Annotated in this window: 12 protein-coding genes; 6 read left to right on the forward strand and 6 right to left on the reverse strand. The window is 33.6% G+C overall.

Annotation, left to right across the window (positions count from 1 at the left end; all coding sequences use genetic code 11):
• Positions 1–59: 59 nt before the first annotated feature.
• The 3 genes from ACKVOV_RS06010 to ACKVOV_RS06020 all read right to left on the reverse strand — a co-directional run bounded on the left by ACKVOV_RS06010 (position 60) and on the right by ACKVOV_RS06020 (position 8,951).
• Positions 60–1,937 (reverse strand): OmpA family protein, encoded by a 1,878-nt coding sequence (locus ACKVOV_RS06010; protein WP_409205856.1) that lies wholly within the window; start codon positions 1,935–1,937, stop codon positions 60–62.
• Positions 1,938–1,953: 16 nt separating this feature from the next.
• Complete coding sequence (locus tag ACKVOV_RS06015; protein ID WP_409205857.1) at positions 1,954–2,871, reverse strand: type IX secretion system membrane protein PorP/SprF; 918 nt, start codon at positions 2,869–2,871, stop codon at positions 1,954–1,956.
• Between the two features lie 65 nt (positions 2,872–2,936).
• Complete coding sequence (locus ACKVOV_RS06020) at positions 2,937–8,951, reverse strand: fibronectin type III domain-containing protein (protein ID WP_409205858.1); 6,015 nt, start codon at positions 8,949–8,951, stop codon at positions 2,937–2,939.
• Between the two features lie 174 nt (positions 8,952–9,125).
• On the opposite strand from ACKVOV_RS06020, the gene hflX reads away from it, so the two are divergent.
• Both hflX and ACKVOV_RS06030 read left to right on the forward strand, forming a co-directional pair.
• Positions 9,126–10,358 carry a GTPase HflX gene (hflX, locus tag ACKVOV_RS06025; RefSeq protein ID WP_409205859.1) on the forward strand — a complete coding sequence of 411 codons (1,233 nt, stop codon included), beginning with the start codon at positions 9,126–9,128 and terminating at the stop codon, positions 10,356–10,358.
• A 36-nt stretch (positions 10,359–10,394) separates the two neighbouring features.
• Positions 10,395–11,606: a TCR/Tet family MFS transporter gene (locus ACKVOV_RS06030; RefSeq protein WP_409205860.1), complete on the forward strand. Its 1,212-nt coding sequence runs from the start codon at positions 10,395–10,397 to the stop codon at positions 11,604–11,606.
• Positions 11,607–11,655: 49 nt separating this feature from the next.
• Here ACKVOV_RS06030 and ACKVOV_RS06035 read toward each other — a convergent pair whose 3' ends face one another.
• On the reverse strand, positions 11,656–14,523 hold the full coding sequence (locus tag ACKVOV_RS06035; RefSeq protein WP_409205861.1) for a T9SS type A sorting domain-containing protein: 2,868 nt from the start codon (positions 14,521–14,523) through the stop codon (positions 11,656–11,658).
• A 92-nt stretch (positions 14,524–14,615) separates the two neighbouring features.
• On the opposite strand from ACKVOV_RS06035, the gene ACKVOV_RS06040 reads away from it, so the two are divergent.
• Complete coding sequence (locus ACKVOV_RS06040; protein ID WP_409205862.1) at positions 14,616–15,368, forward strand: UDP-2,3-diacylglucosamine diphosphatase; 753 nt, start codon at positions 14,616–14,618, stop codon at positions 15,366–15,368.
• A gap of 219 nt (positions 15,369–15,587) precedes the next feature.
• Positions 15,588–17,852 carry a TonB-dependent receptor gene (locus ACKVOV_RS06045; RefSeq protein WP_409205863.1) on the forward strand — a complete coding sequence of 755 codons (2,265 nt, stop codon included), beginning with the start codon at positions 15,588–15,590 and terminating at the stop codon, positions 17,850–17,852.
• Positions 17,853–18,372: 520 nt separating this feature from the next.
• On the opposite strand, the gene ACKVOV_RS06050 is transcribed toward ACKVOV_RS06045, so the two are convergent.
• Complete coding sequence (locus tag ACKVOV_RS06050; RefSeq protein WP_409205864.1) at positions 18,373–19,848, reverse strand: hypothetical protein; 1,476 nt, start codon at positions 19,846–19,848, stop codon at positions 18,373–18,375.
• 151 nt (positions 19,849–19,999) lie between these two features.
• Entirely contained in the window at positions 20,000–20,425 is a 426-nt protein-coding gene (locus ACKVOV_RS06055; RefSeq protein WP_409205865.1) for a Rieske (2Fe-2S) protein, read from the reverse strand.
• A gap of 164 nt (positions 20,426–20,589) precedes the next feature.
• On the opposite strand from ACKVOV_RS06055, the gene greA reads away from it, so the two are divergent.
• Both greA and ACKVOV_RS06065 read left to right on the forward strand, forming a co-directional pair.
• On the forward strand, positions 20,590–21,066 hold the full coding sequence (gene greA, locus ACKVOV_RS06060; protein ID WP_409205866.1) for a transcription elongation factor GreA: 477 nt from the start codon (positions 20,590–20,592) through the stop codon (positions 21,064–21,066).
• Positions 21,067–21,068: 2 nt separating this feature from the next.
• Positions 21,069–21,388 (forward strand): HIT family protein (locus tag ACKVOV_RS06065; protein ID WP_409205867.1); only part of this gene is annotated, 320 nt, incomplete at its 3' end.

The following is a 21,388-nucleotide window of genomic DNA, read 5'->3' on the forward strand; positions in this document are numbered from 1 at the left end:
AATAAAAAACTATTTAAAAATTACTTCTTAAATGGTTTTTTATTTTAATTATATAAAAACTATTTCTTAATAATCATAAATTCAGAACGTCTGTTTTGTGCATATTGCTCTTCAGTACAATCATTTCCACAATTTACTTTTGGCTCAGATTCTCCAAAACCTTGTCCAGAAATTCTTTCGGCTGCAATTCCTTTAGAAATCACATATTGCACTGTAGATTTTGCTCTACGATCAGATAAGCTCATATTATATTTATCATCACCACGTGAATCTGTGTGAGATTTAGCAAATATTACCATTTCTGGGTATTGATTCATCACAGCAACTAACTTATCTAACTCAGAAGCTCCTTGTTGCGTTATGTTACTTTTATTGAACTCAAAATTAATATCGTTAAGTATTACTTCCGTTTCTGTAACAATTGCTTCAGTAGGGCTTAAATCAGCATTTAACGCCAATTCTCCTCCTTTTGCTTTGTCCATAGAAAAAACATCACTTACATAACCATCTCTATCTACATTAAGAAAATATGCTTTGTTACATTCTAATTGAGAATTAGCAATTCCCATATCGTTAGAGGTTAGATTAGCAACCACATTTTTATTTTCATCAACAATAGTGATTTTTGCGTTTGATAAAACCAATCCTGTTTTTTTATCATGTACAGTTGCTATTAAGTCTACGTTACAAACAGGCAATGCAAGATAAATATCATCATCTCCTTTTCCTCCATCACGATTACTTGATAAGAAAGCAATATTTTGAGATTGATTGAATGTAAAACCAAAATCATCTTTCTCACTATTTACAGGCTTACCTAGATTTACTGCTTCGCTATTCTTAGTTGTGTCAAAAGCAAAAACATCTAATCCTCCTAATCCTTTTTTCCCGTTAGATGCGAAATATAGCGTGTTGTTATCCGCTATAAATGCTGATAATTCATTTCCTTCTGTATTTACATTTTCTCCTAAATTTTCTGGTGTTCCAAAAGTTCCGTCTTCATTAACAGCAACTTTCCAAACATCTGTTTTTCCTAATGTTCCTGGCATATCAGAAATAAAGTATAATGTTTTCCCATCGCTACTTAAGGAAGGACTACTTGTATTATACTCTTTTGAGTTAAATGATACCGGTACTACGTTTGTCCATTTATCATTTTCTTTAGTTGCTTTAAAAATATTCATTTTACCCAATTTTAACTTCTTGTCTTGGGTTTTCACAAATTTCTTGTCAAAGAAACTTTCACGAGAAAAATACAATGTATTCCCATCACTACTAATAGTAACAGGTCCTTCATGATATGCAGTATTTAAATCATCCGCAGGAACTGACAAACTATTTACTTTACCATCTTTATAATCGGTTTTATAAATATCCAAAAACGGTTGGTCATTCCATTGATAACTTTTTCTAGATGTATTTCTTGCACTAGCAAAATAAATAACATTATCTTTTAGATATGCTCCAAAGTCTGAATATTTAGAGTTAAACTCTAATGACTGTAAATCAAATAACTTAGCTTTTCCTAATAATTTATTTAAATAATTACCCTCTTCGTTTAAGTTTTGGGTTCTTTTATCATTTGGTGCTAAAGATGCAAATTTTTTCATTTGCTCTGCGGCATCATTATATTTTGTATTTGCTTTTAACATTTGAGCATAACGAAAATAGGTCTCAGCATCTTGTTGTTTTGTAATTGCTTGTGCGTACCATTTTTCTGCCTCAATCGAATTAAAAACATTATAATAACAATCTCCTAATTGTTTAAAAACATAATTATCGGCTTTGCCATTATCTGTTAATTTTAAATATTCTTTAGTCGCATCTACATATTCGTAACGTTCAAAAAGTTTATCTGCAATTTTTGTGTCTTTATTTTGTGCCTTAAGGCTTGTTAAGGCTAGGACAAAACTTAAAGTTATATATATATTTTTCATTTTGAGTTCGTTTATATTAGAAATAACGTGGTGATGTTGATACTTTCTTAGGGAAATTCAAATCGAATAATAAAATAAATTCATGTGATGATGGTGTGTCTACTTTCAAATCCGAAACGATATGATCATAAGCATAACCCACACGAATACCATCAGATATTTTATAATTTACCATAGCTCCAAATGAATCTTGCAATCTATAACTTGCTCCTATTTCAAATTTTTCGAAAAACAAGAAATTTGTCGATAAATCTAAAGAAACTGGTGCTCCAAAAGCAGATTTAACCATAAAAAATGGTTTGAATTTTAATGTTGGACTCAAATCGAAAACATATCCTCCAGTTAAAAAATAATGTTGAATTTCTGATCCATATTGTACTCCATTATAATCTAAATGTGCTGATTTTAGCATATTAGGAATAGAGAAAGCTAAATAATATTTATTTGTATAATAAAATAATCCTGCTCCAATATTTAGATTAGCCGTTGATGTATTTGCTGAAAAAGCACCATCTGTTGGAACTGCTAATGTTGGAGATATTATACTATTATTTACTTTTAATAAAGATACTCCTGCTTTCATACCCATAGCTAATCTAGCCTCGTCTCCAAGTTTTAGTGTATATGAAAAATCCCCGTAGACATTGTTTTCTTCAACTGGTCCAATTTTGTCACTAATTATAGAAAGTCCAGCTCCTACGTTTTTACCTACAGGAGAATGTCCTGTGGCGGTAAATGTTGTAGGTGCATCTTCTATTTCAACCCATTGCTTTCTAAATAAAAGTCCTATAGATAAATTTTCTTTTGATCCTGCATAAGCTGGATTTATAACATTCATATTATACATATATTGCGTATAATGTGGATCTTGTTGGGCTTGAGCATCAAAAAAAGCTACTAAAGCAAGAATTAACGTGAAAAATAATTTTTTCATTTTAGTCTGTTTTTATTTTAATAAATGGCAGACTGTTTTTTAAACAGTCTGCCATTATTTCTTAATTATTTATTAATGTAAATCCAACCTGTTTTAGTTTCCCCATTATTCTGATCTATTACATAATAGTACGTTCCGTCTGGTAATTCCTGACCTTTATCAGATTGCCCTTTCCATTGGTTAGTATAATTAGCTAAACTATAAACTTTCTTACCGTATCTATTAAAGATTTCAAGTTGTTTTACATTTAAGCCTCTTAAATCAAAATAATCATTATCACCATCTCCATTTGGAGAAATACCTTTCTGTATAGTACACACTGAACTTTCAACAACAAATGATTGCGAATCTGTACAACCTTCAGGTATCGTAGTAATTGTTACCGTGAATATTGATGGGAAAGTTGTAGATGGATTATTTCTAACATACTCAGAAACATTAAATGTATTATCATTTGTTCCAACCGCAGTACCCGATCCGTTTGTCCAAACATATGAAACATTACCAACACCTGGTGTAAATGATCCATTTACAGGAGATGCTGTCAAGATATAATTTATACCTACACATTCCCCATTTGTTCCAATTGGAATATCTGCCGTATCTAAAGTAACATTTATTTGATGCGTTGTAGTACAACCCGCATTGTTAACTGTTACCGCATATGTTCCATAAGCTAATACATTAATTGAACTTGTGGTATTACTTAGTGGATTGCCATCTAAAGTCCAAGAATATGTTATCGTTGGATCAGTTAATGAAAAATTCGTAGGTACTACTGAAAGTACCGCAGTTTCATTAAGACATTTAACAATATTTGTTCCAGATAATGTAAAACTTGGAAGTGGATTAACTGTAAACGCTAGTGATAATGGTGTAACATTTGTACATCCGTTAAGCGTTATCGTTACAGCATAAGTTCCTGTCGTAGTTACTGGAACAGTATTTGTTGTTCCTGCAATAGGATTTCCGCCTAGTGTCCAAGAATATGTAGCACCGGTAGTATAATTTGTTGGTGTTACAATTATAGTCGCTGAATCATTACTACAGATTGTATCATCTGCATCTGATGAAGCTATTGTTGCTGTTGGATTTACGTTAATTGTAATACTTGCAGTTTCAATAACACTAGGACAACCATTTGCCGCAGGAATTGTATTTGTTACAACATACGTACCTGAAGTACTTGTAGCTAAATCAACTTCACCTGTAGTGCTATTAATAGTAAGACCTGTAGTAGACGTAAACGTTCCCGCAACTCCACCACCAGTAAATGTAGGTGAAACAGTTCCTGCGTTTTGACAATACGGAGATCCCGCATAATTAAATGTTGCTATTGGTAATGTTGTTATTGTAATTGTATTTGTAGAAACAACATTATTACAACCTCCAGAAGCAACTATTGTATTTGTAACTGTGTAAGTGCCTGGTGTACTAGTTACTAAATCTATAACACCTGTTGTAGGATCAATTACTAAACCTGCTGTTGAAGTAAATACTCCCGCAACACCACCACCTGTAAATGTAGGTGAAGCAGTTCCTCCGTTTTGACAATATGGTAATAAACCATAATTGAATGTTGCAATTGGTAATCTTGTTATAATTACTGTTGTAGTTGCTAAGAATGTTGGACAACCCGCAACAGATGCAATAGCATAATTTACAGTATAAGTACCCGGTGTACTTGTACTTGGATTAATTGCTCCAGTAGTATTGTTAATAGTTAAACCTGCTGGAACGGCATAATAATTACCGCCTGCTGTACCAGTTTGTGTTACAGTTTTTATTACAGCATCGTTACTACAATAAGCTGGTGCACTATATGCTATAGTAGCATTTGCTGGTGCGCTTATTTTAATAAGCCATGTTGATGTTGATGTTGTGCAACTACCTACTCCTGGAATTGTATTAGTAACAGTATAAGAACCTATAGTACTTGCTCCAATATTTATCTCTCCAGTTACAGGATTTATAACCAAACCTGGTGTAGAGGAATATGTACCTGCTGTACCACCTGATTGCAATGTTGGAAAAATATTCGCACCATTCTGACAGAAAAATGCTCCTGGGTAGCTAAAGTTAGTATAAGGACAACAAAATGATGGAATAGGCCCTGATGTCTGTGTAATTCTTACAAAACCTTTATCTTGAGAATAGTTTGTAATCATAAGCACATAGACTTGTCCAGCGACAGCACTATTTACAGTAAATGTTTCTGTAAATGCTGCAGAAAAGCTACAAAAAGCAGAAGGTCCAGTAGGGAATGCATTAGCTGTACTTATAGAAGCACATGCTGCTGATGTACTAGCATAAGGTCCCCAAGCTACAAAATCGACATCTAAACCTGTTCCTGTAAATGTATTGTTGCTATTTTGCTCTAGGAAAAAGGTATAATTACCATTTGTAGGTATTGTTAAATAATAAAAAGTAGGTGCTGGTGCACTTCCCAAACATCCTACATTAGAACTAGTTGTAGAGTATGGGCTAACTGGGTTAGGCAATGTAGGAACCCCCACATTGTTAGGGATTATAACTGGAGTTATAGCACATAATGGCAACGCAGTAGGGCACGTAATTTGAGTTGTTCCTATGCATAACTCAAACTGTATTGTTGAAGCAGTTGTTGCTGTCGAATACACTCTTATATAATAAGTTTGCCCAATAGTTAATCCTGTTGTATTATTTGCTTCTGTAGCTGTCACACAACCTCCAAATTGTGTCATTGCTCCACAACTACCTGTATACAGAGTATATTGCAGCCCTGTAGGATTTGTGGCATAATTTACTCCTAATAATGAAATATGGTGTGTTGTTGCGGTAGCAATAAAATGGTACCAAACATCATCATTATCTGCAGTTGCTCCACAAGAATTGGCTTCAGGTGATGCAGTAGCTGCATTAACTGTTCCCGCCACTGTTTGTAAACAATTTGTGTTTTGATTTACTGGTGCAAGAATAGATCCTATACATTCATCATTTATAAGTAATGTAGTAAAGCTTTTAGGTCCGTTCCAAAGACTAACCTCTGTAGCAGAACAGCTTGCTCTCACATAATATTCATAACAAGTCCCTGGAAGTAATCCTGTTGTAATATAAGAATTTGCCGTTGCAGTAGCCCAACCAGTAGATGCAGCAGTTGGTGCTGGTGATCCACAAGGCAAAACTAATACTTGCCATGTTGTAGCTTGGCTACCATTAGGGTTTAATGGTTGGTTCCAACCTAATATTGCTGTTGTTTGTGTTATATTAGAAACTGTTAACAATTTTGGTTTAGCACATGGTGGTGGTGGCCCACAAGTCACATTAGCACTCCAACCAGCTGCTGTACCACTAGTATCACTTCTAAATCTAAAAGTCAAACAACCATCTACACTTGATGAGGTGAATGGTCCTGGAATTGCAGTACCCCAATAAGAACCAGCTAATCCTCCAGGAACATTTCCTGCTGGATTTGTACTAGCAATTTGTGGCGCAGCAACTGTATTCCCATCAAAAACATATAATCCATCCCATGTTGCTTCAGTATCAAATGCTGTAAAAGTTACAGTGACAATATCACCCGGGTTAGTTGGACATATTGTAATAATCGAATTTTCACTATTTCCATAAATTGCAGTAGGTCCTCCTGTATCATAGAAACCTCCTCCACAACCAGGTAGTGTAATTGCAGATTTTACTAATGACCATGGCCCTGTATCGCTTGCAGAACAAACACCTCTTACATAAAAATCATAACATGTACCTGGGTTTAATCCTGTCATTACTAAAGAATTTGTAGTAGCAAGAACCCATCCTGTCGATGCTGCTGTTGGAGCTGGAGAACCACAAGGTAAGGCAATACAATTCCATGAAGTTGCAGCTCCAGCATTTGTCCATCCTACAGTAACGGTAGTTGCTGTAATCGCCGTAGTCGTTAGTGCTGTTGGTGCCAAACACGTTGGCAATGTTGTAAACGTTTTAACTATAGACCAGTTACTATTACTTGTCGCACAAACTGCTCTTACATAAAAATCATAAGTTGTATTTTGTGTAAGTAAAGTAACATCAAGAGGATTTGTTGTTATCCCAGCATAAGTTGGGGTTGATGCTGCTGTGGGTGCCGGAGAACCCGTAGGAACTAGATAAACATCCCAAAGTGTTGACCCATTTGGTGTCCAACCTAATCTTGCAGTGGTTGTAGTTATCAGTGTGCTTGTTAGATTTGTTGGATCTAAACATGCTGCCTGGCCGCAATTAAATGAAGTCGCATATAACTGACCCAAAGACAATACTGTTGTTGGTTTTGTATATATTGTTTGTGAAAAAGGAGCGTTATTAATTATTGAAATATTAACTCTAGTAGGAACTGTACCCACTACTGTCCAAACTAATTGAAAAGGGTAGTTTTGACATAAAGTTACTGGCACATTAAGAACAGTTCCTGTTGTAAATTGTGGCCCTAAAGTCGCTACAACAAAACCATTTTGTCTAACCTCCATTCTTGCACCAGACCACTGAGCAGTTGTTGATGCTAATCTAAATGTATAAGTACATTGATCTACAACTTCACAGATATTAGTATTAAATAAATAAGGTCCAGCCCAAGGACTGAAAGTACCATTTCCACAATCAGATCTTACCCAATATTGATAAGCTGTACCTAATGTTAATCCTGAAACACCAAAATTAATATTTGTATTAGCCGTGATACCTGGTCCTGATGGAATTGCTGACCCTGCTGGTTGTACTGCAACTTGCCAAGATGTTGCAGTAGGATTAGTCCAAGACAAACTAGCAGTAGCTGTCCCAATATTCCCTGCTGTTAATGCTGTTGGGGGTGTACATGTTACTTCTTGAATAACTAATGAGTATGGTGTTGACTGAGTTGTAGCATTTGTTGAAATAACAAACACATATGTTTGACCTGCAACAACCGCTAAACTTGGTATAACCCTAGGCGCAGCAGTTGTATTAGCAACACCTGTTCCTAAACAAGTTACACCAACGTTTGCACAACCATTATAAACAAAAATAGAAGAATTTGTATTTGTAGGTGTCATTGTTACACTTATATTCCCAGTTGTTGTAGCTGTATAAGAGTAAAACACCTCATATCCCTGAAGGTAATTTGTTGCTCCACCAGCACATCCTGTACCTTGTGGAACATCTACTTCATCTCCATATAAAATAGTATCACTTGTATGACTATATGGCAAAGCACCAATTACAATAGGCGACACACAGATTGACCCTAAAGGTTTTGTAGAAAAAAGGAACGAAACCCAAGCACTATTAACGCCCCCTGAACAGAGTGAACGAACATAAAAGATATAATCAGTTCCTGGCGTAAGCCCTGTTGCAGAATAAGTTGGTGCTCCTGTAACCACTCCAACCCCTGTTGGTGTTGAAGCTACTGGAAGAACTTCTATTTCCCATTGTGTTGCACTTCCAACATTCGTCCAATTTAAAGTTGCAGATACGGAAGCTAAATTAGTTACATTTAAAGTTGTTGGATCTAAACATTGTTCAGCAACTTTAACATCATCTATTAACCATCTGTCGCCAGTTGTTGGTCCTGCTGGTTGCGTATTAACCTTAACAAATGCAATATATAGCTGGGTTCCTGCTGGATAAGCAGCTAAACTAACTATTTTTTCCTCATAAACAAGAGGAGATGCATTAAGTGTTAAATCTGTCCAAGTCTTTATTGTAGTATATGCAGCTTGGTTGGTTTGACTTGCGTTTGTAGAAACTCTAATTTCGTAAGTAGTACCATTGTCCGGCACAATCGTTTGTCTAGTAAAAAAACGTAACTGTGCGTTAGTTGTCACTGTAATTTGAGGAGATACCAACCAATCTTGTGAGGTATTTCCTGGCCCTACATTCTCGCGATCTACAATGGCCGCTTTTAGACCAGAGTGAACTCTTGTTGGGTCAGTCGTTTCGGTCCAGCTAACTGCTGTACCAACTCCATTGTCTAAAACCGCCCAGTTTCCTGGCGTTGTAGGTGGAAATGTAGCTCCTTCAAATCCTTCATTTATTTGGGAAAAACCCAAAAAAGGAAGAATTATCATGAAAAATGCTAAAATAATTTTTTTCATAGTTATTAATATTTCGGTTAACTGGTTTATTCAATCCCCAAATATAGAAAAAATTAACAATCGTATAACAATAAACGACAAAATGTTGTTTTTTATCGACGAAATATGCGTTATGATAAAAATAATTAACGTATTCTTAATTTCAAATGTGTAAATTTGTGCTTTATTATAAATATGTTAGAGAAAGAAATTATAAATTTTGAGAAAAGTATCATTGTAGGTATTGTAACTCAAAACCAAAGTGAGGAAAAGCTTAAAGAATACCTAGATGAATTAGAGTTTTTAACTTTTACTGCAGGTGGAGAAGTGGTAAAACGTTTTTCTCAAAAAATGGAACGCCCTAATCCAAAAACTTTTTTAGGGACAGGAAAAATTGAGGAAATTAATCTTTATGTTAAAGAAAATAATATTTCGACTATTGTTTTTGATGATGAATTAACTCCTTCCCAACAAAAAAATATTTCCAAAATCATAGATTGCAAAATCCTTGACAGAACACACCTTATCTTAGATATTTTTGCTCAAAGAGCCGAAACCTCTTATGCAAGAACTCAAGTAGAATTAGCCCAGTGTATTTATTTACTACCTAGACTTTCCGGAATGTGGACTCACTTAGAGCGTCAAAAAGGAGGTATTGGAATGCGTGGTCCTGGAGAAACCGAAATAGAAACCGATCGCCGAATTGTTCGTGACAGAATAGCTTTACTTAAAGAAAAGATAAAAATCATAGACAAGCAACAAGCAACTCAGAGGGGAAATCGTGGTGCAATGGTTCGCGTGGCTTTAGTTGGTTATACCAATGTTGGGAAATCAACCTTAATGAATGCTGTTGGAAAAAGTGATGTATTTGTCGAAAATAAACTTTTCGCTACTTTAGACACAACCGTTAGAAAAGTAGTAATTAAAAACCTGCCTTTTTTACTTTCAGATACTGTAGGATTTATTAGAAAATTACCTACACAACTTATAGATTCTTTCAAAAGTACGCTCGACGAAGTTCGTGAAGCTGATTTGCTATTACATGTGGTTGATATTTCTCACGAAGATTTCGAAGATCATATTGAAGCTGTAAATAAAATTTTATTAGATATAAAAAGCGCCGACAAGCCTACAATCATGGTTTTTAATAAAATTGATGCTTATAAACATCTTACTATTGATGAGGATGATCTAATGACCGAAAGAACCACTAAGCACTATACGCTCGAAGAATGGAAAAACACTTGGATGAATAAACTAGGTAAAAATAATACATTATTCATTTCAGCAACCAATAAAGAAAATTTTGAAGAATTTCGCGAAAAAGTATATGAAACCGTAAGAGAAATTCACATTACAAGATTTCCATATAATAAATTTTTGTATCCAGATTACAAAGATGCTATCGAAAAAGACGACGAAATATAAAATCAAATTTATTGTAAAATTAAACTCAAAAAATTAATGAAAAACAAAAAATCGGCAGCTATAGGTTTTATTTTCATAACCATGCTTATCGATATAACAGGATGGGGAATTATTATTCCTGTAATTCCAAAATTAATCAAAGAACTAATAAATGGTGACATTAGTGAGGCTGCAAAATATGGAGGCTGGCTTACTTTTGCGTATGCAATAACACAATTTATTTTTGCTCCATTAGTAGGTAACTTGAGTGATAAATTTGGCCGAAGACCCATTATACTTATTTCACTTTTAGGATTTTCGTTAGATTATCTTTTACTGGCATTTTCGCCAACAATCACTTGGCTTTTTATAGGGCGAATATTAGCTGGAATTACTGGCGCCAGTATTACAACTGCATCGGCTTACATTGCTGATGTGAGCACACCCGAAAACAGAGCTAAAAATTTCGGAATGATTGGAGCTGCTTTCGGATTAGGATTCATTATTGGTCCTGTTATTGGCGGATTTTTAGGGCAATATGGTTCTCGTGTTCCATTTTATGCAGCTGCAATTTTATGTATGGTTAATTTTTTATATGGTTTTTTCATTTTACCAGAATCACTTGGCAAGGAAAATAGAAGAGAATTTAGTTGGAAAAGAGCAAATCCAGTTGGCGCTATTTTAAACTTAAAAAAACATCCAAACCTCATCGGATTAATAATTTCAATATTTATATTGTATGTTGCTTCTCATGCTGTACAAAGTAATTGGAGTTATTTTACAATGCTCCGTTTTAACTGGAACGAAAGAATGGTGGGTATCTCTTTAGGAGTTATTGGTCTTTTAGTAGGAATTGTACAAGGCGGATTAATTCGTTGGATAAACCCAAAGTTAGGAAATCAAAAAAGCATCTATGTAGGAATGGCGCTGTATACCATTGGAATGTTTTTATTTTCATCGGCAACACAAGGATGGATGATGTTTCTATTTTTAATTCCGTATTGTTTAGGAGGTATCGCTGGACCAGCATTACAAGCAGTCGTTTCCAGCCAAGTACCAGCTACCGAACAAGGAGAAATACAAGGAACATTAACTAGTCTAATGAGTGCTTCTTCTATTATTGGACCGCCTCTTATGTCTAGTGTTTTTTACTTTTTTACACACAAAGAAGCACCTTTTCAGTTTCCAGGCGCACCATTTGTTTTAGGTGGCGTATTAATGTTTATAAGTACAATTATTGCCTACTTTTCGTTTAGGAAGAATAAATAAAAAAAGAGGTCAAAATTTAATGTATTAAATTTTGACCTCTTTTTTTATTTTAATTTTTTATTATCTTCTGAACTTTTTCTTGTTCTCCTGATTTTATTTTAATGAAATAAATACCTTTTGAAACATTTGACAGGTCAATTTCTGAACTAAAACTATTAATCTTTCGTGAGAAAATAGTTTTTCCTAAAACATCATTTACAATTATTGAATCAATTATATTGGAATTATTTTTTAGTGAAATAACAACTATTCCGTTGGTTGGATTGGGATAAACAACAAATTCTTTATTTTCAAATTCAGAAATACCTAACGCTGAAACAAATTCTGTGTTGAATGTATTAGTTACAATTGCTGGATTAAAATCGAAAAATATTGAAGCTGTATTTGGAATAATATCACCAACTACATATCCTGATTTAGGCTTTATTTGAAAAGTAAGAGATCCTTTTCCGTTTGGAATCAATTCTATACCGTTAAAATTCCAATTTAAAGTATTTCCTACTCTATTTAAAATGTATGAATGGCTAGCATTAATCATTTTTACCGATGTTTCATCAAGTTTAGTATCAAGTATATCATTCACTCTAACATTTTCAGCATTTGCTGTACCCGTATTTTCAAACTGAATAGTATAGGTTAAATAATCATTTGAACTAAATGTAGAATGTACAATTTTTCCACCGTGAGATTCTACTTTATCATTTGGATCGTATGAACCAACTATAATTTGCGATATACTACTGTTGTTATTTGCAATATTAATGTCTCCTGAAGGTATTGTTGTAGAAACTGAATTAGTTAACAATTGTCCCAAAGTAACTGTTGGAATTGTTGGCACTTGCATAGTTACATTTATGTATCTTGATTCTCCAGGTAATAAATTGGTAAAATCATAAGTAAAGCCATTTGCAATTGAAATCGTTCCAGATTGAGAAACATTAGTTATGGTTACAACATTATTATTTACAAAAGTTACCGTTCCTGAAGGAATTGTTTGGTTTCCACTATTTCTATAATTTATTTGATTTACATAGGTAAAACCTGGTCTTGGAGGTGCGCCATAATTATAAACATAGACTGCTAAATCTGTAAAAGGAATTTCAGTTATAGGAAAATTATAAATGGTCACCCCAGAACCTGAAACATGTATATTATTATATGAAGGTGTTGACAATGAATATTGAGCAGCAACCGCAGGATTTATAGAGTATGATAAATTATAAGAATTAGTAGCATTTGATTCATTAATCGAAAACTCTCCGCTTAAAGAAGTAATATGGTTTATGGTTCCGTTGTTATTTAATTCATAGCCAAACTGACCTTGTATAAAATTGGTTTCTCCATTATCTTGAATACTATTATTATTTGAATCTATAAAAGCCTTCAAGATTATTCCGTTTGATGGAATAGTGATGGCTACAATTGCAGTAGAGCAATTGTTTGGATTGGTATTTTGACAAATTTGATAGCTCAGCGTATAAATTCCAGATGGTGTTCCAGATAAAACACTAATGGTGCCATTTGCATTTATCATAAAACCAACAGGAATAGTAAGTGGTGTTAGTGTCACATTATTAGTTGGTGAGTTTACAGGAAGTCCGTTAAAAAAATCATTGGATAAAACAGAAACAGTTGAAGTTGCTGTAGCTATATTTGAAGAATAAACACTGAATGCATCGTTATTTGCAGAAATTGGAAGACATCCAGAAGTTGCATTAGCGGTTGCAAGTAACCCGTTTGCATCAGTTACCAAAACAGAAAACTGCCCACATACATGTTGAGTATTTATGTTTTGAGAAGTTTCTCCAGAAATGGCAACTCCATTATAACTCCATTGGTAACTAAACGGGGGTACTCCACCCGAAACATTTGCAAAAAAGGTACTTACTGGAATATCTAAAGTAGACCCTAATGTCACAGAAAAACCATTATTGGGTATAGTTACATTACTTGTACAAATACAATTATTTATATCTCTAACCTGAAAAGTGTAAATTCCAGGTGTAAGATTATTATAAACAGTACTTGATTGAAACGCACCTCCATTTACTCCAAAAGTATAAGGAGGATTCCCTCCTGTTGCATTTAAAGTCACTGTGTTTCCCGAAATTGTTGCGTTACAAGTTAATGGCGTTGGTTGAGTAATTGTAATACTAGTGCTATATAAGCACCCTCCTGCATCTATAACTTGAACAGTATAATTCCCTGCCGGCAATCCAGAAAAAACATTGCCACTTTGAGGTCCAATCGTTACCGCCCCAACTAAGGAATAAGTATAAGGTAGAGTTCCTCCCATAGCATTAATTGAAATAGTTCCTGTAGAACCATTGCATATTGGGTTAGCTAATGAAATAGTCGCGGTTATAGGAGGTGTTTGAATTATTGAAATATTATTTGAAATAGCTATACATCCCATAGAATCAGTAGCCGTAATAGTATAAATTCCCGGAATTATTATTTGGAACATATTTCCATTTTGAATCACAGATCCTATTGGTGTTATAGAATAAGTGTAACTTCCTGATCCCCCACTTGCATTCGTTAATACCATTGCAGGGCTTGCACAAGTAAGTGGACTCCCTAAAACAGCGCTAACTGCAACTGGAGTCTTCTGAATTAGACTAAAAAAATTTGTTGTAATACTACCTAGATGATCTATTCTAGCATAAATTATTTGCTGATTAGTTGTTTGAATATAGTTTGTAGGTGTTGCAATTGCATTTATGCCATTAGTAGCGTCAGCAAGGGAAAGATGATAGGTAACAATTGTCTCATTTGGAAGAAAAGCACCTATTAATTGAGCATTACGAGTTGTTAAATTAAATGTTGTGTTCCCAAAACAATTTTCAATATTAGTAACTTGAGAAAAAACAGTATAAGAAGAAATAACAAGTAAAAAAAGTAGTATTTTTTTCATAAAAAACGAGTTTTAAGACATCAAAGATAATATTTATTATCATCTTTAACTTAAATGGTTACATTTATTATCTTTGCTTCAAACAAAACCAAATGACCCTTTCATCCTCTAAAAAAATATACTTTGCTTCCGACCAACATTTAGGCGCACCAACACCCGAATCTAGTTTTCCTCGAGAGCAAAAATTTGTTGCTTGGCTCGACGAAGTAAAACAAGATGCCGAAGCGATTTTTTTGTTAGGAGATTTGTTCGATTTTTGGTTCGAATACAAAACAGTTGTACCAAGAGGTTTTGTTCGTGTTTTAGGGAAACTAGCCGAAATTCGTGACAGCGGAATCCCAATTTATTTCTTCGTAGGAAACCATGATTTATGGATGGGAGATTATTTCGAAAAAGAACTCAATATCCCTGTTTATCACACAACTAAAGAATTTACTTTCAATAATAAAACCTTTCTAATAGGTCACGGAGATGGTTTGGGTCCCGGCGACAAAGGATACAAACGCATGAAAAAAGTGTTTACCAATTCATTTTCAAAATGGATTTTTAGGTGGTTGCATCCTGATATTGGCGTAAAACTAGCGCAATACTTATCGGTAAAAAACAAATTGATTTCAGGAGACGAAGATGTTCGTTTTCTAGGCGAAGACAACGAATGGTTGGTACAGTATGCTAAATACAAACTCGAAACCAAACATTATGATTTCTTTGTATTTGGGCATCGTCATTTACCTATGGAAATTCAAGTAGGAGAAAACTCAAAATACATTAATCTCGGCGACTGGATTGGCTATTTTACTTATGGGGTTTTCGACGGAAATACTTTCGAACTTAAGAAATATTAAAAGAAATTTGTGTAATCTGTCTTTAAAAACTAATTTTGCACCGTCTCAAAGGGGTGCTCCAAATAACGAGCTGAGATTATACCCAAAGAACCTGGGCAAGTAATGTTGCCAAGGGAATAATGACAAAAAGATAATGTGCACGTTATCCAAGTCATTGAAACATCAATTTATTAATTTAAAAAAGAATAATTCCCCCTTTTATTCGTAAAATCTTTACGGATGAAAAATTTATTTAGTTACAAAAGCTTTTTGCTTTCAATCGTTCTACTCGGCTCTAGCCTTTCTTACTCGCAAGAAATTGTTAAAGACACAACCAAAACCAACTCACTCGAAGAAGTATTATTAATTTCGACCAGAGTAAAAGACAAGTCTCCTTTTGCTTTTAGCAACATTACAAAACAAAAAATAGAATCGACTAATTTAGCTCAAGATTTGCCTATTTTGTTAGATCAAATGCCATCTGTGGTAACCACTTCCGATGCCGGTGCAGGTGTAGGATATACAGGTATTCGTGTTCGTGGAAGCGATGCAACCCGTGTTAATGTAACGATTAACGGAATTCCGTACAACGATGCTGAAAGTCAAGGTTCTTATTTTGTAGACATTCCAGATTTTATTTCTTCGGTTGAAGATATTCAGTTGCAACGTGGTGTGGGAACATCGACTAATGGTTCAGGTGCTTTTGGAGCAAGTTTAAATCTAAAAACTTTAAAACCTTCTACAAACGGTTATGCAACAATAACTAATAGCGTGGGTTCGTTTGGTGCTAGAAAGCATAATTTAAGTATTGGTTCTGGTATTAAAAACGGATTTTATGCCGAAGGAAGATTGTCTAAAATTGCCAGCGATGGTTATATAGACCGAGCTTCATCGGATTTGAAATCTTTTTATACCGAAGCTGGATATATTGGTAAAAAAACAGCTATAAAAGCAATTGTTTTTGGAGGAAAAGAAAAAACATACCAATCATGGTACGGAACTCCAGAAGCAGTTGTAAATGGAGATATTGAAGGAATTAATGCTTTTATAGCAAGGAATTATTCAACTGGAGCCGAAGCTCAGAATTTACTTAATTCAGGGCGAACGTATAATTTTTATACTTACGACAATCAAACAGATAATTACGAGCAAAGTCATTATCAATTGCATTTTTCTCATCGATTTAACGATAATTTATCTGCAAATATTTCAGGAAATTTCTCCCCTGGAAAAGGTTATTATGAAGAGTATAAAACGCAGGACAAATTCAAAAAATACTTCCCAACAAGTCCAAACGGAAGCGACAAAAGCGACGTGATTAGAAGAAAATGGGCAAAAAGCGATTTTTACGCATTGGTTTATTCATTAAACTATCACAAAGACAAACTAGGCTTTAATGTAGGTGGTGGTTACAACAAATATGACGGATTGCATTATGGTGAAATTATTTGGAGTAATTTTCCAACACCACTACCTTATCAAACCAAATATTACGAAAGTACTTTACTTAAAAACGATTTTAATGTTTATGCCAAAGGAGAATACGAAATTAGTCCAAAACTTATTGCTTTTGCCGATGTTCAGTTCAGGGATGTTTACTTTACATCTTCGGGAATATCATCTAGTGTAAGCGCTATTAATGTTGATAAAAAATATAGTTTTTTTAATCCAAAAGCAGGTTTAACTTATCTTTTGAACGCTAAAAACACAATTTATGGATCAGTTGCTGTGGGAAATCGTGAACCAAATGGTGACGATATTACAAAAAACCCTACCGATCCGTCGCCTGAACAACTTATAGACTATGAGTTGGGTTACAAACTAAAAGCAGAAAAGTATTTTGCTACAGCAAACCTTTACTATATGAATTACAACAACCAATTAGTATTAACAGGTGAGTTAGATGATGTTGGGAATGGTGTTCGTCAAAATGTAGCTAAAAGTTACAGAGCAGGAATAGAACTACAAGCAGGTTATCAAATAATCAAACAATTGCGAATAGATGCTAATGCAACTTTGAGTCAAAATAAAATCAAACAATTCGATTATTTGGTTTATGATACGCAATATGACCCAATTACTTACGACGACGTTTCTTATGCAGCAGTTACAACACAATACAAAAACACAGATATTGCCTTTTCGCCAGAAACAATTATAGGAAGTAGCTTAACATTTTCTCCTATTAATAATTTAGCCATCGGATTTGTATCTAAATATGTAGACAAACAATTTTTAGACAATACATCAACACAAAGCCGAAGTATGAAAGCTTATTTTGTAAACAACTTGAATGCGTCATTTAAGCTAAAACCAAAATGGATTTCTGAAATTGCTTTCAATGTATTAGTTAACAATATTTTTGATAAAAAATATGTTTCAAACGGATATACATATAGCTATTACTATCGTCCACAAAATTCAAACGACGATGCTATAACAGAAAATTTTTACTATCCACAGGCTGGAATTAATCTTCTAACAGGAATAACATTGAAGTTTTAGAGTTTATTTAAAAACGACTCTTAATCACCCCTAATTTTCACTAATTTATTTGTGAAAATTAGGGGTGATTTTTTTATTCATTTTGGACTAAGCCTTGTTTGACAATGATAGATTAAGGTTTGAGTCGAACAGAGTCAACTTTGAGTTGGACAGAAGTCTTCTCGGTTTGTTCATAAGCCTATTCGACTTGAACGGAGTCATGTTTGAGTTGAACAGAAATCTTATCGGTTTGTTCATAAGCCTATTCGACTTGAGCGGAGTCATGTTTGAGTTGAACAGAAGTCTTATCGGTTCGAACAGAAACCTATTCGATTTGAGGGGAGTCATGTTTGATTTAATATAACCCTTTTTTCTGCATAAACTTAGAATAAGGTTTCTTATAACGTCCCGCAGGCTTTAAGCATGTGATGACTTTGTTAGCCAAATGTATAGATTAAAGACTGAACAAACAAATACAAGACCAACACTAAATTAAGCCTAAATCCTCACTTGCTTAAAACCGCTGTTAGCAGATGTACTTTTATTTGATGTTGTTATCTTTTAGTATTTTGTCTAAAGAATTACTTCCCCAATTTTCATTCATACTTTTGTTTTTCTTTCTAGTTTCAATAATTTTCTTATTGATATTTTCATCTTTAAAAGATATTAAGGTTTGAACTATATCTAGATAGACATGTGGATTATCATCAACTAACAATCTCTTAAAAAGAGGCTCAATAAAATTTATATCTTTTGATTCTTGAATTTTTTTTGAGTAAATTTCAAATTGATGGACATCTGCATTTTCAATTTTATCTATAATTATAATATCTGCAAACGATTTATCATTAGCTATGATAAAATTTAGCATTGTTTCTTCTAAACTTTCATTGAACATATTTTCACTAATGATTGGAATAACTTCAGTATTTTTAATTTGATAATTTTCTATTAATTCTTTCTTTGTTAATTCATAAGTTTTTGATGGATTTAATTGTAAAAGATATTTAAATCCGTCCATAGTAATTAATTTCTCATCTTCCCAAATCTTCCATAATAATGCATCATAAATAGAACTCTTGTTACTTAAGATAGCATCGTAAACAAAATCAATATGATATTTTTTTATATTTTCATGAGTTACCTGTGTAAATGGAACATTTAGCAATTCTAATGCTTTTTCATTTTTATATGTTGCAATGGCTTTATATAATTGTCTCCATTCTTGACTATAATGAGTGTTATCTAATGTTTTTCTTAAATTTCCATCTAATAGTGGAATGAACTTTTGGTTAGGGAAATTTTGTATTGCCTGATAAATGAAAAAATAACCGTTATCTTCTTTTTCAGTTTTATCTCGACTATTTAAAATCAGTTCAATATCTTGTTCTTTTTGATATTTAGATAAAGTTACTAAGGCACTTTGATTATTGAATTTTACAACAAGTTCTCTGATTTTAGGGTAAAGAAATTCTGTTGGTTCTGCATTCTCAATTGCTCTATATCTGGAATCAAGATTATTCTCTTTATAAATTAAAATACTATCTAATTTTTTAAATTCGATTTCGCTTAATTTCTTAGAGTCCAAATCGATATAATTAGGAGTGGCAACATTAATAAAAAAATCACCAACTTTTTCATCACTACCAATACAACCAAATAAAGTTTTTATTAAAGTTTCATCATTTAAATGTTCTTTTACTATTGAAAATATATCAATATCTTTAAGAGTTGACAATGCCCAAAAAGAATAACATCTAACAACCCCGTTTGGATGCTTTGTTAGAATAGTTAACTGGTTTTTTGACGTATTTTTTTTTAGTTCTTCAAAGTTATCATACTGTTTTGGTCGCATTCCAGATTCATAAACCGCCTCGCCCATTAATTGGTTTATTTTTTCAATTTTTAGAACTATTTGGTTTGTTTTCTTTGATATTTTTGATTTATCATAAACGGTTTGTCCAAAACTATTTAGACTTACGATAAGAAGTAATATTTTAAATGCAATTTTCTCCATAGTATATCTGCTAACGACAAGCGCGCTTTGCGGCGGCTTTGCTTTTGCAAAGCGCTAGTTAGGCGAAGTGCGCTTGTCGTTAGAGCAAAGTGGGCTGGAAGGCGCATTTCGCTCTAACTTGTAGCTTTGCGTTAGTTTTGTAGTTAAACCCTTAATTATAAACCCTCAAATTAGCACCGCTAATTTCAACTCTATATGGTTTTAAAGGATATTGACCACCGCTAACTCCAACTCCAGTGTATAAGCTGTATTCTTTGCTGTCGCAAGGACATTTTCCATTAATTCCGTTTATGGTGAGCTGTGAACAATCACTCGGATATTGATTCGGACAGCTGGCCTCATAAGCACGATAATCATCGGTGCCTACTTTCATCATAATAATCCCTTTTATTCCAGCTCCCGCATTAGTAATTAAAACCGGATTGCTAGGAAACTGAAGGTTATTGTATGAAGGCAAACTCGTATTTATAACTACCGAAAAAGAATAGTTTGGCAAGTAAGGATTTTCGTTTACTACTTTATCTTTGTGACAAGACAAAGTAAGAATTGCTACTATTATAAGGAAATATCGTTTCATTTTTAAAAAATTTTAGTCTATTTTGTTAGAACAAATTTAATTTAATTAACTTTGTAATAGTATGATTGTCATATAAAATTACAAACTGAAATAAAAAATAATATCTTTGCCGAAAGAAATCCCGTCGCGATGGGATTTTTTCTATTTATATAAACGAATAAATTATGAGTACAGTATCTTATTATACAGCCGAAGGATTAAAAAAACTAAAAGACGAATTAGAGCAACTTAAAGCAATCGAACGCCCAAAAGCGTCGGCAGATATTGCAGAAGCTAGAGACAAAGGTGATTTGTCTGAAAATGCCGAATATGATGCTGCAAAAGAAGCACAAGGTCTTTTAGAGTTGAAAATCAAAAAAATGGAAGAAGTATATTCTAATGCTCGTTTAATTGATGAATCTCAGTTAGATGTTTCTAAAGCATTGGTTTTATCTCATGTAAAGATTAGAAATCAATCTAACGGTATGGAAATGTCTTACCATTTAGTTGCCGAAAGTGAAGCAGATCTTAAAACAGGTAAAATATCTGTAACTTCTCCTATTGGAAAAGGATTACTAGGAAAATCTGTTGGAGAAATTGCCGAAATTACTGTTCCTAATGGAACTCTGAAATTTGAAGTTTTAGAAATTACAAGAGATTAGTCATGTCTAGTATTTTTACCAAAATAGTAAACGGAGAAATTCCTTGTTATAAAATTGCCGAAGACGACAATTTTTTAGCCTTTCTAGATGTAAATCCAAATGCAAAAGGACATACTTTATGTATTCCGAAGCAAGAAATAAACAAGATCTTCGATATAAACGATGATTTGTATTTGGGATTGATGGCTTTTGCCAAAAAAATCGCAATCGCCTTAGAAAAATCGGTTCCGTGCAAGCGAATTGGTATGGCAGTGATAGGACTAGAAGTTCCTCACGCTCACGTACATCTTATTCCGCTTAACGAAATGGACGAAATGCGTTT

It is taken from the genome of Flavobacterium sp. (assembly GCF_046153165.1).
GTDB lineage: Bacteria > Bacteroidota > Bacteroidia > Flavobacteriales > Flavobacteriaceae > Flavobacterium.

Excerpts from the sequence above, each read along its gene's own strand:
- ACKVOV_RS06040 (WP_409205862.1), top strand. The coding sequence starts at position 14,616 with ATGACCCTTTCATCCTCTAAAAAAATATACTTTGCTTCCGACCAACAT.
- ACKVOV_RS06020 (WP_409205858.1), bottom strand. The coding sequence starts at position 8,951 with ATGAAAAAAATTATTTTAGCATTTTTCATGATAATTCTTCCTTTTTTG.
- ACKVOV_RS06030 (WP_409205860.1), top strand. The coding sequence starts at position 10,395 with ATGAAAAACAAAAAATCGGCAGCTATAGGTTTTATTTTCATAACCATG.
- hflX (WP_409205859.1), top strand. The coding sequence starts at position 9,126 with ATGTTAGAGAAAGAAATTATAAATTTTGAGAAAAGTATCATTGTAGGT.
- ACKVOV_RS06050 (WP_409205864.1), bottom strand. The coding sequence starts at position 19,848 with ATGGAGAAAATTGCATTTAAAATATTACTTCTTATCGTAAGTCTAAAT.
- ACKVOV_RS06055 (WP_409205865.1), bottom strand. The coding sequence starts at position 20,425 with ATGAAACGATATTTCCTTATAATAGTAGCAATTCTTACTTTGTCTTGT.
- ACKVOV_RS06010 (WP_409205856.1), bottom strand. The coding sequence starts at position 1,937 with ATGAAAAATATATATATAACTTTAAGTTTTGTCCTAGCCTTAACAAGC.
- ACKVOV_RS06045 (WP_409205863.1), top strand. The coding sequence starts at position 15,588 with ATGAAAAATTTATTTAGTTACAAAAGCTTTTTGCTTTCAATCGTTCTA.
- ACKVOV_RS06035 (WP_409205861.1), bottom strand. The coding sequence starts at position 14,523 with ATGAAAAAAATACTACTTTTTTTACTTGTTATTTCTTCTTATACTGTT.
- greA (WP_409205866.1), top strand. The coding sequence starts at position 20,590 with ATGAGTACAGTATCTTATTATACAGCCGAAGGATTAAAAAAACTAAAA.
- ACKVOV_RS06015 (WP_409205857.1), bottom strand. The coding sequence starts at position 2,871 with ATGAAAAAATTATTTTTCACGTTAATTCTTGCTTTAGTAGCTTTTTTT.